This is a genomic window from Bradyrhizobium vignae, from assembly GCF_900324035.1.
Lineage (GTDB): Bacteria > Pseudomonadota > Alphaproteobacteria > Rhizobiales > Xanthobacteraceae > Bradyrhizobium > Bradyrhizobium vignae.
Map to the genome: position 1 here is coordinate 3,868,715 of NZ_LS398110.1, position 14,191 is coordinate 3,882,905.

Genomic DNA, 14,191 nt, shown 5'->3' on the forward strand with positions numbered 1-14,191 from the left:
CCACCATTTCAGTTGACGCGAATCCCTGAGATGGACCGCGGCGGGGCGCTTCGATGCCGCGCTGCGGCAAACCGCCAGGCACAAAGGATTTTCAACGATGGCAACGATCACAGCTGCGATGGTCAAGGACCTGCGCGAGTCGACCGGCGCAGGCATGATGGACTGCAAAGCCGCGCTCACGGAGACCAACGGCGACATGGAAGCGGCGCAGGACTGGCTGCGCAAGAAAGGTCTGTCCAAGGCCGCCAAGAAGTCCGGCCGCGTCGCGGCCGAGGGCCTGATCGGCGCACTCACCAAGGGCACCAAGGGCGTCGTGGTCGAGGTCAACTCCGAGACCGACTTCGTCGCGCGCAACGGCCAGTTCCAGGGCCTGGTCAAGATGATCGCCCAGGTCGCGTTCGACGTCGGTGCCGATGTCGAGAAGATCAAGGCCGCCAAGGTCGGCGACGTCACGATCGAAACCGCGATCAATGATGCGATCGCCACCATCGGCGAGAACATGACGCTGCGCCGCGCCGCCCAGCTCGAGGTGAGCCAGGGCGTGGTTTCTCACTACGTCCACGGGGCCGTCGTCGAAGGCGCCGGCAAGATGGGCGTGATCGTGGCGCTGGAATCGCCGGGCAAGGCCGAGGAGCTCGCCGCGCTCGGCCGTCAGATCGCGATGCATGTCGCGGCGGCCAACCCGCTGGCGCTCGATCCGTCGGGCCTCGATCCGGCCGTGGTCAAGCGCGAGAAGGACGTGCTCGCCGACAAATACCGTCAGCAGGGCAAGCCCGAGAACGTGATCGAGAAGATCGTCGAGTCCGGCCTCAAGACCTACTACAAGGAAGTCTGCCTGCTCGAGCAGGCCTTCATCCACGACACCGGCAAGTCGGTGGCGCAGGCGGTGAAGGAGGCTGAAGGCAAAGTCGGCGGGCCTGTGAAGATCGCCGGCTTTGTGCGCTATGCTCTCGGCGAGGGAATCGAGAAGCAGGAAAGCGACTTCGCGGCCGAGGTCGCCGCTGCCAGCGGCAAGAAGTAAGCGCCGGAACACCTCCTTCCGGCGTGCCGCCGGAAGCGGCGCCCGGAGAAGGAAAGTGCTCATGACTGATCCGGTCTATCGTCGCGTCGTGATCAAGCTGTCCGGCGAATATCTCGCGGGGCAGCAAGGCTTTGGCATCGATCAGCCGACAGTCGACCGGGTTGCGGACGATCTGATCGCGGCCCGTAATCTCGGGACCGAGGTTGCGGTCGTGATCGGCGGCGGCAACATGGTCCGTGGCGTCGAGGTCTCCTCCCGCGGGGTGTCGCGCACGACCGGCGACACCATGGGCATGCTCGCCACCATCATGAACTGCCTCGCGCTGGAAGCGGCGATCGAGCGCAAGGGCACGCCGGCACGGACGCTGTCGGCCTTCGTCATGCCCGAGATTTCCGAGCTGTTCACCCGCACTGCGGCACACAAATACCTCGCCGAAGGCCGGATCGTGCTGCTTGGCGGCGGGACGGGCAATCCGTTCTTCACCACCGACACGACCGCGGTGCTGCGGGCCGCCGAGATCGGCGCACAGGCGGTTCTGAAGGCGACCAATGTCGACGGGGTCTACTCGGCCGACCCGAAGAAGGATCCGGCCGCGACGCGGTTCGACCGCCTGACGCATTCGCAGGCGATCGCGGGTGGTTACAAGGTGATGGATGCGACCGCCTTCGCGCTTGCCCGCGAGACATCGCTGCCTATCATCGTATTCTCGATCGCGGAGCCGGGCTCGATCGGCGCGATTCTGCGTGGCGTCGGCCACGGAACCATCGTCGCCGGCTGACGGCTCGTCTGGCGCCCCCCGAGGGAAGGGCGCGGAGCGGTCGCCGGGATTTTGAAGGAGAAACGTGATGGCCACGGGTAATTTCGACCTCAACGAAGTGAAGCGCCGCATGCAAGGCGCCGTCCAGTCCCTCAAGCACGAGCTCGGCGGCCTGCGCACCGGCCGCGCCTCCGCCTCGATGCTCGATCCGGTGCAGGTCGAGGCTTATGGCAGTCACATGCCACTCAATCAGCTCGCCACGGTCAGTGTGCCGGAGCCCCGGCTGATCTCGGTGCAGGTCTGGGACAAGTCGATGGTCAAGGCAGTGGAGAAGGCGATCGTCGATTCCAATCTCGGCCTGTCGCCGGCGACCGAGGGGCAGGTGCTGCGCCTGCGCATTCCCGAGCTCAACGAGGAGCGGCGCAAGGAGCTGGTGAAGGTCGCGCACAAATATGCCGAAGCCGCCAAGGTCGCCGCGCGCCATGTCCGCCGCGACGGTCTCGACGTGCTCAAGAAGCTCGAGAAGAATCACGAGATGTCGGAGGACGATCAGAAGCGTCACGCCGACGAGGTGCAGAAGGCGACCGACGGCACCATTTCCGAGATCGACCAGTTGCTGGCCGCCAAGGAAAAAGAAATCCTCACCGTTTAAGGCATCGCCTTCATGTCCAACGCCGCCGCGCCCGCAACGGAAGGACCCGATAGGTCCGAAGCGCCTGCGCATGTCGCCATCATCATGGATGGCAACGGGCGCTGGGCGGCCGCGCGCGGCTTGCCCCGTGCGGAAGGGCATCGCCGCGGTGTGGACGCGCTGCGCCGCGTGGTGCGCGCCTCGCACGAACTCGGCATTCGCTATCTCACCATCTTCTCGTTCTCTTCGGAGAACTGGTCGCGCCCGGCGAGCGAGATAGGCGATCTGTTCGGTCTGCTGCGGCGCTTCATCCGCAACGATCTGGCGAGCCTGCATCGCGACGGCGTCAAGGTTCGCATCATCGGCGAGCGCGAGGGGCTCGAAAGCGATATCTGCGCGCTGCTCAACGAGGCCGAGGAGCTGACGCGCGACAACACGCGCCTGACGCTCGTCGTCGCCTTCAACTACGGCTCGCGGCAGGAGATCGCGAAAGCGGCGCAGAAGCTCGCCCGCGAGGTCGCGGAAGGCAGACGGGATCCTGCCACGATCGACGCCGAGACACTGGGGGCGCATCTCGACGCGCCCGACATTCCCGACCCCGATCTCATCATCCGCACCAGCGGCGAGCAGCGCCTGTCCAATTTCCTGATGTGGCAGGCCGCCTATAGCGAGCTCGTGTTCGTGCCGATCCACTGGCCCGACTTCGACAAGGCGGCACTCGAGAGCGCGATCGCCGAATTTGCCAGGCGCGAGCGCCGTTTCGGCGGCTTGGTCGCAAAGACCGCCTCGTGAGCGAACCCGACGCCGCACCGGCGGGCTCTCAGCCCGCCCCGAGCAATCTCGTGCTGCGAGTCCTCGCAGCACTGGTGCTGGCGCCGCTTGCCGTTGCGCTCGCCTACGCCGGCGGCTGGCTTTGGGCGCTGCTCGTCACCCTGGTGTCGATCGGGCTGTTCGCGGAATGGCTGACGGTGGTGGGCGCGAGCTCGGTTGCGCTGACGGGGGCGGGGACCATCGTCATCGCCACCATGGGATTCTGCGTGACCTTCGGTGCGCTGAAGACCGCCATCATCACGGGCTGCATCGGCGGTGCGATCGTGATGCTGATTGCGCGAGGCAAGTTCGTCTGGGCGGCGACTGGATTTGCCTATGCATCGGCGGCGCTGCTGGCCTCGATCCTGGTGCGGAAGGATCTCGTCAACGGCTTCTCCGCACTGATGTTCGTGCTGCTCGTGGTGTGGGCGACCGATATTGGCGGCTATTTCGCCGGCCGCAGCATCGGCGGGCCGAAGCTGTGGCCGCGCGTCAGTCCGAAAAAGACCTGGGCCGGAGCGCTCGGCGGCTTTGCGGCGAGCCTTGTGGTTGCGGCCGGATTTGCCGCCTGCGGGATCGGAAAGGCGGTTCCACTGCTGCTCGTCAGCGCCGTCCTGTCGGTGGTTTCGCAGCTCGGCGATCTCTTCGAATCCGCCGTGAAGCGGCGCTTCGGGGTCAAGGATTCCAGTCACTTAATTCCCGGTCATGGCGGGCTTCTGGACCGTCTGGACGGTTTTGTCGCCGCCATCCTGGCGGCATGGATTATCGGCTTCGTCCGCCATGGTGTGCATAGCGCCGGAAGCGGTCTTATGGTTTGGTGAGGATATGAGCGCGGTCCCATTGCGTAACAACAGGCTTGCTGCGTCCGACGTCCGCAGCGTCACGGTCCTCGGCGCCACCGGCTCGATTGGCGACAGCACGATGGATCTGTTGCGCGCCTCGCCCGAGCGCTACCGCGTCGAAGCGCTGACGGCGAACGGCAATGTCGCAGCGCTGGCCAAGCTCGCCAGGGAATTCTCCGCGCGCTTTGTGGCGATCGCCGACACCTCCAAGCTCGCCGAGCTCAAGGCCGCACTGGCCGGCACCGGCACCGAATGCGGCGCCGGCGAAAGCGCGGTGATCGAGGCCGGCGCGCGTCCGGCCGATTGGGTGATGGCGGCCGTGAGCGGCGCTGCCGGACTGAAGCCGGCGCTGGCGGCGGTCGACCGCGGCGCCCATGTCGCGCTCGCCAACAAGGAATGCCTCGTTTGCGCCGGCGATTTCTTCATGCAGCGCGCGGCGAAAGCGGGTGCCTGCATCCTGCCCGCCGATTCCGAGCACAACGCGCTGTTCCAGGCGCTGAGCTCAGGTAACCGTGACGAGCTCGTCCGTGTCATCATCACGGCCTCCGGCGGCCCGTTCCGGACCTGGAAGCCTGCCGACATCGAGCAGGCGACGCTCGATCAGGCCCTGAAGCATCCGAACTGGAGCATGGGCCAGAAGATAACGATCGATTCCGCCTCGATGATGAACAAGGGCCTCGAGGTGATCGAGGCATCCTATCTGTTTGCGCTCTCGCCGGACGAGATCGACGTTCTCGTTCATCCGCAGTCGATCATCCACGGCATGGTCGAGTTTTCCGACTGCTCGGTGGTCGCCCAGCTCGGCGCGCCCGACATGCGCACGCCGATCGCGCATTGCCTCGGCTGGCCTGATCGCATCAAGGGGCCGGCGGCCAAGCTCGACCTTGCCAAGATCGGTCAGCTGACTTTCGAAGCGCCGGACTTCGAGCGGTTCCCCGGACTACGGCTGGCTTACGATTCGCTCCGAACCGGGAAGGGGGCGACCACGGTTTACAACGCCGCCAACGAGGTCGCGGTCGCCGCCTTCATCGCCGGCAAGATCCGGTTCGGTGCGATTGCCCGGCTGGTCGAGGCGACCCTTGACGATTGGATCAAGGGCGGGAATCAGGCGCCCCTGACGTCCGCCGACGATGCAATCTCCGTTGACCATGTTGCTCGAAATAGGGCTGCCGCCCTATTGCCTCAAATTGCCTTAAAGGCATCCTAGTTGGTTCGCGACCAGGGCCTTAAGGCGCTGGGTGAGGGAATTCGATGATCGACTTTTTCGTCCATAGTTTCAATACGTTGAGCCATGGGCTCCTCGGCTACGCGGTTCCCTTCCTGTTCGTCCTGACCATCGTCGTGTTCTTTCACGAGCTCGGCCATTTCCTGGTCGCGCGCTGGGCAGGCGTGCGCGTATTGACCTTTTCGCTCGGGTTCGGCCCTGAGCTGGTTGGTTTCAACGACCGCCATGGCACCCGCTGGAAGATCTCGGCCATCCCGCTCGGCGGCTACGTCAAGTTCTTCGGCGACGAGAGCGAGGCCTCGACCCCGTCGGCCGAGACGCTCGCGGCCATGACGGCTGAGGAGCGCGCCGGCAGCTTCCACCACAAGAAGGTCGGCCCGCGTGCGGCCATCGTCGCGGCAGGACCGATCGCCAATTTCATCCTGGGTGCGCTGATCTTCGCCGGCATGGCGCTCTATTACGGCAAGCCGAGCACGATCGCGCGTGTCGACGGCGTCGTTGCCGAGGGGGCGGCAGCAGCGGCCGGCTTCAAGGTCGGTGACGTCGTCGTCCAGATCGACGGCAAGCCGATCGAGAGCTTTGCCGACATGCAGCGAATCGTTGCGATGAACGCCGGTTCGGCGCTTAGATTCCAGGTGAAGCGGGACGGCGCCATCGTCTCGCTGACCGCGACCCCGGCGCTGCTCGAGCGCAAGGATCCGTTCGGCAACAGCCACCGTCTCGGCGTGCTCGGCGTCGAGCACAAATCGCAGGCCGGGGAGGCCTCGACCGCACCGGTCGGCGTCGGTGAAGCGCTCAAGATCGGCGGCGAGCAGGTCTGGTTCATCATTACCAGCACCTTCAAGTTCCTGGGGTCGCTGTTCGTCGGACAAGGCAATCCGAACGAGGTCAGCGGCGTCCTGGGCATCGCGAAAATGTCGGGGCAGGCGGCCAGCGCCGGGTTCCAGTTCGTGATCAATCTCTGTGCGGTGCTGTCGGTGTCGATCGGCCTGTTGAACCTGTTCCCGATCCCGCTGCTCGATGGCGGCCACCTTATGTTCTACGCGGCCGAAGTGGTCCGGGGGCGGCCCTTGTCCGAGCGGACTCAGGAAATGGGGTTCCGAATCGGGCTCGGCTTGGTGCTGATGCTGATGGTATTTGCGACCTACAACGACATCCTGCGGATGGCCGCATCCTGATAGAGGCTTTTTTGTGGCGTTGCTGTTGAGCAACGTCTTGGAATGAAATTGAAATTGCGGCGCTTTCGGCCGTTTGCGGCGTCGGCGAAATTGGCTACAAGCGGCCTGAAGTTGGGGAATCTCCGGACCGGCGTTGGGGTTGGGTCTGGCTCGGAATGATAAGGGCGCGTTGCGCAATGAAGTTTGGACTGCGACTCCGGGGGGGCTTGCTCGCAACCCTGATCTTGTTCGGCGCGCCGGTGGTTGCCCCGGTTGGGGCTGTTTTGGTGTCTTCGTCTGCGCTCGCTCAGACCGTTCAGTCGATTACCGTCGAGGGAAATCGCCGGGTCGAGGTGGAGACGATCCGCTCCTATTTCAAGCCCGGTCCGGGCGGCCGGCTGGATCAAGCCGCCATCGACGACGGCCTCAAGGCGTTGATCGAGACCGGCCTGTTCCAGGACGTCAGGATCAACCGCGGTTCCGGCGGCCAGCTCATCGTCTCCGTGGTGGAAAACCCGGTGATCGGCCGCATCGCCTTCGAAGGCAATAAGAAGATCAAGGACGAGCAGCTCACCGCTGAGGTCCAGTCCAAGGCGCGCGGCACCTTCTCCCGCGCCATGGTGCAGTCCGACACGCTGCGAATCGCCGAAATTTATCGCCGCTCCGGCCGCTATGACGTGCGCGTCACGCCCGAGATCATCGAGCAGCCGAACAACCGCGTCGACCTGATCTTCACGATCGAGGAGGGCGCCAAGACCGGCGTCAAGTCGATCGAGTTCGTCGGCAACAACGCCTTCTCGTCTTACCGTCTGCGCGACGTCATCAAGACGCGCGAATCGAATCTTTTGAGCTTCCTTGCCAGTGGCGACATCTATGACCCCGATCGTGTCGAGGCCGACCGCGACCTGATCCGCCGCTTCTACCTCAAGAACGGTTTCGCCGACGTCCAGGTGGTAGCCGCGCTTACCGAATACGATCCGGAGAAGAAGGGCTTCAACGTCACCTTCAAGATCGAGGAAGGCGCGCAATACCGCGTCGGCGCAGTCGACTTCCGCTCCAGCATCCCGAACTTCGATCCCTCCTCGATGCGCGCCTATTCGCGCGTCAATGTCGGCTCGCTCTACAACGTCGAATCGGTCGAGAAGTCGGTCGAGGAGATGCAGATCGAGGCGTCGCGCCGCGGCTACGCCTTCGCCGTGGTCCGGCCCGGCGGCGACCGCAACTTCGAAGCGCACACGGTGTCCGTCGTTTTCAACATCGACGAGGGCCCGCGTACCTATATTGAGCGCATCAACCTGCGCGGCAACACCCGCACACGCGACTACGTGATCCGCCGCGAGTTCGACATCTCGGAAGGTGACGCCTACAACCGCGCGCTGGTCGACCGTGCCGAGCGGCGCCTGAAGAACCTCGACTATTTCAAGAGCGTGAAGATCACGACCGAGCCGGGCTCGTCGAGCGACCGCGTCATCCTGATCGTCGACATGGAAGAGAAATCGACCGGCGACTTCTCGATCTCGGGCGGTTACTCCACCACCGACGGCGCGCTGGCCGAAGTCTCGGTCTCCGAGCGCAATCTGCTCGGCCGCGGCCTGTTCGCCAAGGCGTCGGTGACCTATGGCCAGTACGCCCGCGGCTACTCGCTGTCCTTCGTCGAACCGTATCTGCTCGACTACCGCGTCGCGCTCGGCCTCGACCTCTATCAGCGCCAGCAGCTGTCCAACAGCTACATCTCCTACGGCACCAAGACGCTCGGCTTCTCGCCGCGCCTCGGTTTCTCCTTGCGTGAAGATCTGGCGCTCCAGGTGCGCTATTCGATCTACCAGCAGGAAATCACGCTGCCGTTCTACCTGGCGAACTGTAACAACGTAGTCGGTTCGGCTGCGTTCAACCCGAGCCCTGCGTTTGCCAATGCCAACGGTATCAGCCTGGCCTCGACCAATGGCCTCGGCTGCTACAGCGACGGCGAAGCCTCGCTGCCGGTGCGCAAGGAGCTTGCCGCCGGCAAGGCGCTGACCTCGGCGCTCGGCTACACGCTGACCTACAACACGCTGGACAACAACAAGAACCCGACCGACGGTCTGCTCATCGACTTCCGGCAGGATTTCGCCGGCGTCGGCGGCGACGTCTCCTACCTGAAGTCGGTCATCGACGCGAAGTACTACACTCCGCTGGTGTCCGATATCGTCGGTCTCGTCCGCCTGCAGAGCGGCATGCTGAACAAGATCGGCAGCGATCTGCGCATGCTCGACCACTTCCAGATGGGCCCGAACCTCGTCCGCGGCTTTGCCCCGAACGGCATCGGCCCGCGCGACCTGAACCCGTTCGGTACGCAGGACGCGCTTGGCGGCACCAAATACTGGGGCGCTTCGCTCGAACTGCAGATGCCGTTCTGGTTCCTGCCGAAGGAAGTGGGTCTGAAGGGCGCGGTCTATGCCGACGCCGGCGGCCTCTACGACTACAAGGGACCGACGAGCTGGACGGCGACCAACGAGGTCAATGTGCCGGGCTGTATCCCGTCGACCGTCAATCCGTCGAGCGCGGGGACCTGTACCGGCCTCGTCTATGACGACAGCAAGGTGGTTCGCTCGTCGGTGGGTGTCGGCCTGATCTGGCAGTCCCCGTTCGGTCCGCTGCGCTTCGACTACGCCGTGCCGATCACCAAGGGGAAATACGACCGCGTGCAAGAGTTCCGGTTCGGCGGCGGCACCACGTTCTAGTTCGATCAGCACGGCACGATCCGGATCACCGGAGCCGGTTTCCGAAAGGGATCGTGCCAATCCAAGACATGAGGCATGATGCGGCCTGACCGCTTCATGCCGAAGCCGGACCGCGACGGGTGGAATGGCGCAGCCGACCTTCTTCACAAAGCCGCCTGCCACAGTATTGGCCGAGATTGCCACGCTGACCAAGGCGCAGCTGGTCGACCCCGAGAGGGGCGGCCACATCATCACGGGCCTAGCTTCGCTTGACGAGGCGGGCCCGATGCATCTGGCATTCTTCGACAACCTCAAATATGCCGATCAACTCAGGGCGACCAAGGCGGGCGCCTGTCTGGTCAGCCCGCGCTTCGAGGCCGAGGTGCCCGCGCATGTGGCCGTGCTGCGGGTGGCGCAGCCATTCCGCGCCTTCGTCAGGATCGCTCGGGAGTGGCACGGCGACGCGCTGCGGCCGCAGTCCTGGGTCGGCAATGACGGCATCGCACCCTCGGCAATCATCGACCCCTCGGCCCGGCTCGAGGACGGGGTGATCGTCGATCCGCTGGCCGTGATCGGCCCGGACGTCGAGATCGGCAGCGGCACCGTGATCGGCGTCGGAGCGGTGATCGGCCCCGGCGTGAAGATCGGCCGGGACTGCAATGTCGGCGCCCGCACGGCGATCCAGTGCGCCCTGATCGGCAACAACGTGCTGATCCATCCCGGCTGCTCCATCGGCCAGGACGGCTACGGCTTCATCTTCTTCGGCCCCGAGGGCCATCTGAAGGTACCGCAGACCGGGCGGGTGCTGATCCAGAACGACGTTGAGGTCGGGGCCAACACCACGATCGACCGGGGGTCCTTGCGCGACACCGTGATCGGCGAGGGGACCAAAATCGACAACCAGGTCCAGATCGGCCACAATGTGACGATCGGTCGGCACTGCCTGCTGGCGGCCCAGATCGGCCTCGCCGGCAGCCTGACCATCGGCGACAACGTGGCGCTCGGAGCGAAGGTTGGCATCAACAATCACCTCAAGATCGGCGATGGGGCTCAGGTGACCGCCATGAGCGCCGTCAAGGACGACATCCCGCCAGGCGGTCGCTGGGGCGGACATTTCGCCAAGCCGACCAAACAATGGTTCAAGGAGATCATCGCGGTGGAGCGCCTGGTACGCGACAGCAAGGCCGATCCGAAGGACGAGGGACGGGAATGACGGCGGAATCACCTGTTAAGTTCGAGCTGGTGGATATCAACGCGATCCTCCAGACCCTGCCGCACCGTTTTCCGATGCTGCTGATCGACCGCGTGATCAACATCCGCGCCGATTACAGCGGCATCGGCATCAAGAACGTCACCTTCAACGAGCCGGCCTTCCAGGGACATTTCCCCGAGCGCCCGGTCTATCCCGGCGTCATGATGATCGAGGCGATGGCGCAGACCGCCGGCGTGATCGGCATCAAGTCGGTCGAAGGCACGGAGAAGCCGCGCGCGGTCTATTTCCTCACCATCGACAAGTGCAAGTTCCGCAAGCCGGTGCTGCCCGGCGACACCATCGAGTATCACATGCGCTCGCTCGGGCGCCGCAAGGCCATGTGGTGGTTTCACGGCGACGCCAAGGTCAACGGCCAGATCGTCGCGGAGGCCGATGTCGGCGCCATGCTGACGGATTGAGCGGCCTCAACCCTTCCGGGCCGGCTCGCGCGTCCGGCACGCGTAGCGCCCGGCGGTCGTCTCGCGCTTGATATTCCGGTTGAAGAACTGGCCCATCGACGGCGCGCCGAGGAGGCGCTCGACCGTCTCGGCCGTCACGCCGCAATAGCGGTCATAGGCGCCGTGGCTCGCGACGATCAGGTCCTGCTGCGCGCGATCGTAACAGACCCGCTGAAGCACCGTGCTGCGGGTGATGTCCCGGCATTCGAATGTCTGGAGATCGACGAGGCGGTGTTCGTCGGTCTCGACCGTCTCGGACACGATCGGTGTGCCCGCGAGCTGCGCGAGCAGAAGGACGAAGGCCCTGACCACGATCGTTGAAGCTCCGCCTGAACGTGTTGAGGGGGGCGGGAGGGCCGCCTCATCCAGCACTTGAAACAGGACGAGATGATACGTCACTGGACAGATCGGGCATAGTCGCGCTAACCACCCGAAAACCAAGCGACTTCAATACATAACCAGACCTTCTTGACGAGTAAGATTGGCTTGATGAGCAAGATTGATCCCACCGCACGGGTCGCGGACGGCGCCGTGATCGGCGAGGGTACCGAGATCGGACCCTATTGCATCATCGGCCCGAACGTCGTGATCGGCGCGAACTGCAAGCTGATCGGACATGTCACCGTCATCGGCCACACCTCGCTCGGCAATGACTGCGTGATCTCGCCATTCGCAGTGCTCGGCGGCGCCCCGCAGGATCTCAGTTACAAGGGCGAGCCGACCCGGCTCGAGATCGGTTCGGGCTGCACCATCCGGGAAGGTGCGACGATGAATGTCGGCACGATCAAGGGTGGAGGGCTGACCCGCGTCGGCAGCGGCGGCTATTTCATGAACAACAGCCATGTCGGCCATGACTGCATGGTCGGCGACAACGTGATCTTCGCGACGTCGGCGACGCTCGGCGGCCACTGCGAGATCGGCGACGCCGTTTACATCGGCGGCCTGTCCGCCGTGCATCAGTTCACGCGCATCGGCCCCTATGTCATGGTCGGAGGCGTGTGCGGCGTGCGCGACGACGTCATCCCGTATGGACTGGTCAACGGCCAATATGCGGTGCTGGAGAGCCTCAATTTGATCGGCATGAAGCGCCGCAAATTCACCAAGCAGCGGCTCGCGACCGTGCGCGCGTTCTATCAGAAGCTCTTCCACGGGCCCGGCACCTTCGCCGAGCGGCTGGAGGCAGTGCGGCCGCTCGCGGGCGAAGACTCCGCGATCGCCGAAATTCTCGACTTCATCGGCAAGGGCAAGCGCCCGCTCTGTCTTCCCGCCATCGCAAAGTGATCCTGTGATGGCCGCGGGCACGACATCGGCGGCTTCGCAAGTTTCGTCACCGGTCGGTATCGTCGCCGGCGGTGGCGCCATGCCGTTCGCGGTCGCCGAGTCGCTTGCGGCGCGCGGCATCACGCCGGTGCTGTTTCCGCTACGCGGGGCCTGCGATCCGGCGCGGGTTGAGCAGTTCCGCCACCGCTGGATATCGGTCGGCCAGCTCGGCCGCGCGATGCGGCTGTTCCGCCAGGAAGGCTGCCGCGACCTGATCTTCATCGGCACCTTGGTGCGGCCCTCGCTGTCCGAGATCCGTTTCGACGTCAAGACGCTGCGCCTGCTCGGCAATGTCATCCGCGCGTTCCGCGGCGGCGACGATCATCTGCTGTCGGGTGTCGGCCGAATCCTCGAGCAGGACGGCTTCCGCATGGTCGGCATCAAGGATGTCGCGCCGGATCTGCTGATGCCCGAGGGCTGCATCAGCCGCACCTGGCCGAGCGGCACCAGCAAGAGTGACATCGAACGCGGCCGGGCAGTGCTGACCGCACTCGGTCCGTTCGACATCGGCCAGGCAGCGGTCGTGATCGACGGTCATGTGGTCGCGGTCGAGGACATCGAGGGCACCGACGCACTGCTTGCGCGCGTGGCGCGCCTGCGCGAGGAGGGGCGCATCCGCGCCGCCACGGGACGCGGCGTGCTGGTGAAGGCGCCGAAGAGCGGCCAGGATCTGCGCTTCGACCTGCCGACGATCGGCCCGCGCACGATCGAGGGCGTCGCGGCCGCCGGCCTTGCCGGCATCGCCGTCATCGCCGGCAACACCATCGCCGCCGAGCCGCAGGCGATGATCGCGCTTGCCGACGCGAAATATCTCTTCGTCATCGGCCTGCCCGCGTGATGCTGGACCGCGATCCCAAGCGCAAGATCTTCCTGATCGCGACGGAGGAATCCGGCGACAGGCTCGGCAGCGCCTTGATGAAGGTGCTGCGCCAGCGCCTCGGCGATGGCGTGCAGTTCGTCGGCGTCGGCGGCCGCACCATGGCGCGCGAGGGCCTCGAATCGCTGTTTCCGATCGAGGAGCTGTCGATCGTCGGCTTTGCCGCGGTGGTGCAGCAATTGCCGAAGATCCTGCGGCTGATCCGTAACACGGCTGACGCCGTGACCGAGGCTGCGCCCGACGCGCTCGTCATCATCGACAGCCCGGACTTCACCCACCGCGTCGCCCGGCGCGTGCGGTCGCGCAGTCCGGCGATTCCCATCGTCGATTACGTCTCGCCGCAGCTCTGGGCATGGCGGCCGGGACGGGCACGGACCATGCTCGGCTATGTCGATCACGTGCTCGGCCTGCTGCCGTTCGAGCCCGAGGAATACCGCAAGCTCGGCGGACCGCCATGCAGCTATGTCGGCCATCCCCTGATCGAGCAATTGGGCTCGCTGCGGCCGAACGCGGAGGAGCAGAAGCGCCGCAACAGTGAGCCCCCGGTGCTGCTGGTGCTGCCCGGCAGCCGCCGCAGCGAGATCCGGCATCATCTCGACGTGTTCGGCGCAACGCTGGGCCGGTTGCAGGCTAAGGGCTGCGCGTTCGAGCCGATGCTGCCGACCATGCCGCATCTCGAAACCACCATCCGCGAAGGCATAGCGCATTGGCCGGTCAAGCCTCACATCGTGATCGGCGAGAGCGAGAGGCGTGCGGCCTTCCGCATCGCGCATGCTGCGCTGGCCAAATCCGGCACGGTGACGCTCGAGCTCGCATTGTCGGGCATTCCGATGGTGACGGCCTATCGCGTCGGCGCCATCGAGGCCTTCATCCTGCGCCGCGCGATCCGCGTCTCCTCGGTGATCCTTGCCAATCTCGTGATCGGCAGGGATGTCATCCCGGAGTTCCTGCAGGAGGAGTGCACGCCGGAGAAGCTGGCGCCGGCGCTCTCTGCGCTGCTGACGGATTCGCCGCTCCGCCGTGAGCAGGTCGAGGCATTCGCCAAGCTCGATCAGATCATGTCAACCGGCAACAAATCGCCGAGCATGCTCGCCGCCGAAATCGTGCTCGCGACGATGCGCAAAGGACGTCGGGCGAGCTAG

Annotated in this window: 14 protein-coding genes; 13 read left to right on the forward strand and 1 reads right to left on the reverse strand. The window is 65.0% G+C overall.

The genetic code is table 11. From position 1 onward, the window contains the following. Positions 1–97: 97 nt before the first annotated feature. The 10 genes from tsf (at position 98) to fabZ (ending at position 10,813) form a co-directional block, all read left to right on the forward strand. Entirely contained in the window at positions 98–1,021 is a 924-nt protein-coding gene (tsf, locus tag BRAD3257_RS18830) for a translation elongation factor Ts (protein WP_122403046.1), read from the forward strand. A 61-nt stretch (positions 1,022–1,082) separates the two neighbouring features. After that, the gene (pyrH, locus tag BRAD3257_RS18835; protein WP_122403047.1) at positions 1,083–1,799 is read left to right on the forward strand and encodes a UMP kinase; all 717 of its coding nucleotides are present in this window, start codon (positions 1,083–1,085) and stop codon (positions 1,797–1,799) included. Positions 1,800–1,866: 67 nt separating this feature from the next. Next, a complete protein-coding gene (gene frr / locus BRAD3257_RS18840) occupies positions 1,867–2,430 on the forward strand; it encodes a ribosome recycling factor (RefSeq protein WP_122403048.1) in 564 nt (187 codons plus the stop codon). Positions 2,431–2,442: 12 nt separating this feature from the next. After that, on the forward strand, positions 2,443–3,201 hold the full coding sequence (locus tag BRAD3257_RS18845; RefSeq protein WP_036010029.1) for an isoprenyl transferase: 759 nt from the start codon (positions 2,443–2,445) through the stop codon (positions 3,199–3,201). Further along, positions 3,198–4,040 carry a phosphatidate cytidylyltransferase gene (locus tag BRAD3257_RS18850; RefSeq protein WP_122403049.1) on the forward strand — a complete coding sequence of 281 codons (843 nt, stop codon included), beginning with the start codon at positions 3,198–3,200 and terminating at the stop codon, positions 4,038–4,040. Before BRAD3257_RS18845 ends, BRAD3257_RS18850 begins: the two co-directional genes overlap by 4 nt. Before the next feature lie 4 nt (positions 4,041–4,044). Beyond that, positions 4,045–5,268 carry a 1-deoxy-D-xylulose-5-phosphate reductoisomerase gene (gene dxr, locus BRAD3257_RS18855; protein ID WP_122403050.1) on the forward strand — a complete coding sequence of 408 codons (1,224 nt, stop codon included), beginning with the start codon at positions 4,045–4,047 and terminating at the stop codon, positions 5,266–5,268. A gap of 44 nt (positions 5,269–5,312) precedes the next feature. Further along, positions 5,313–6,464, forward strand: coding sequence for an RIP metalloprotease RseP (gene rseP, locus BRAD3257_RS18860; protein WP_122403051.1), 1,152 nt, complete (start codon positions 5,313–5,315; stop codon positions 6,462–6,464). Between the two features lie 176 nt (positions 6,465–6,640). Beyond that, positions 6,641–9,163 (forward strand): outer membrane protein assembly factor BamA, encoded by a 2,523-nt coding sequence (bamA, locus tag BRAD3257_RS18865; protein WP_122403052.1) that lies wholly within the window; start codon positions 6,641–6,643, stop codon positions 9,161–9,163. A gap of 124 nt (positions 9,164–9,287) precedes the next feature. Beyond that, positions 9,288–10,355 carry a UDP-3-O-(3-hydroxymyristoyl)glucosamine N-acyltransferase gene (lpxD, locus tag BRAD3257_RS18870; protein WP_122403053.1) on the forward strand — a complete coding sequence of 356 codons (1,068 nt, stop codon included), beginning with the start codon at positions 9,288–9,290 and terminating at the stop codon, positions 10,353–10,355. Continuing rightward, complete coding sequence (fabZ, locus tag BRAD3257_RS18875; RefSeq protein ID WP_122403054.1) at positions 10,352–10,813, forward strand: 3-hydroxyacyl-ACP dehydratase FabZ; 462 nt, start codon at positions 10,352–10,354, stop codon at positions 10,811–10,813. The genes lpxD and fabZ overlap by 4 nt, the downstream gene beginning before the upstream one ends. A gap of 6 nt (positions 10,814–10,819) precedes the next feature. On the opposite strand, the gene BRAD3257_RS18880 is transcribed toward fabZ, so the two are convergent. After that, on the reverse strand, positions 10,820–11,164 hold the full coding sequence (locus BRAD3257_RS18880) for a KTSC domain-containing protein (protein ID WP_122403055.1): 345 nt from the start codon (positions 11,162–11,164) through the stop codon (positions 10,820–10,822). 177 nt (positions 11,165–11,341) lie between these two features. Here BRAD3257_RS18880 and lpxA point away from each other — a divergent pair, with 177 nt between their 5' ends. From lpxA to lpxB, 3 genes are read left to right on the forward strand one after another with little or no spacing between them, the layout of a single operon-like run. After that, positions 11,342–12,133 (forward strand): acyl-ACP--UDP-N-acetylglucosamine O-acyltransferase, encoded by a 792-nt coding sequence (lpxA, locus tag BRAD3257_RS18885; protein ID WP_122403056.1) that lies wholly within the window; start codon positions 11,342–11,344, stop codon positions 12,131–12,133. 7 nt (positions 12,134–12,140) lie between these two features. After that, positions 12,141–13,010, forward strand: a complete 870-nt coding sequence (locus BRAD3257_RS18890) for an LpxI family protein (protein WP_122403057.1) — start codon at positions 12,141–12,143, stop codon at positions 13,008–13,010. Beyond that, positions 13,007–14,191 carry a lipid-A-disaccharide synthase gene (lpxB, locus tag BRAD3257_RS18895; RefSeq protein WP_122403058.1) on the forward strand — a complete coding sequence of 395 codons (1,185 nt, stop codon included), beginning with the start codon at positions 13,007–13,009 and terminating at the stop codon, positions 14,189–14,191. The genes BRAD3257_RS18890 and lpxB overlap by 4 nt, the downstream gene beginning before the upstream one ends.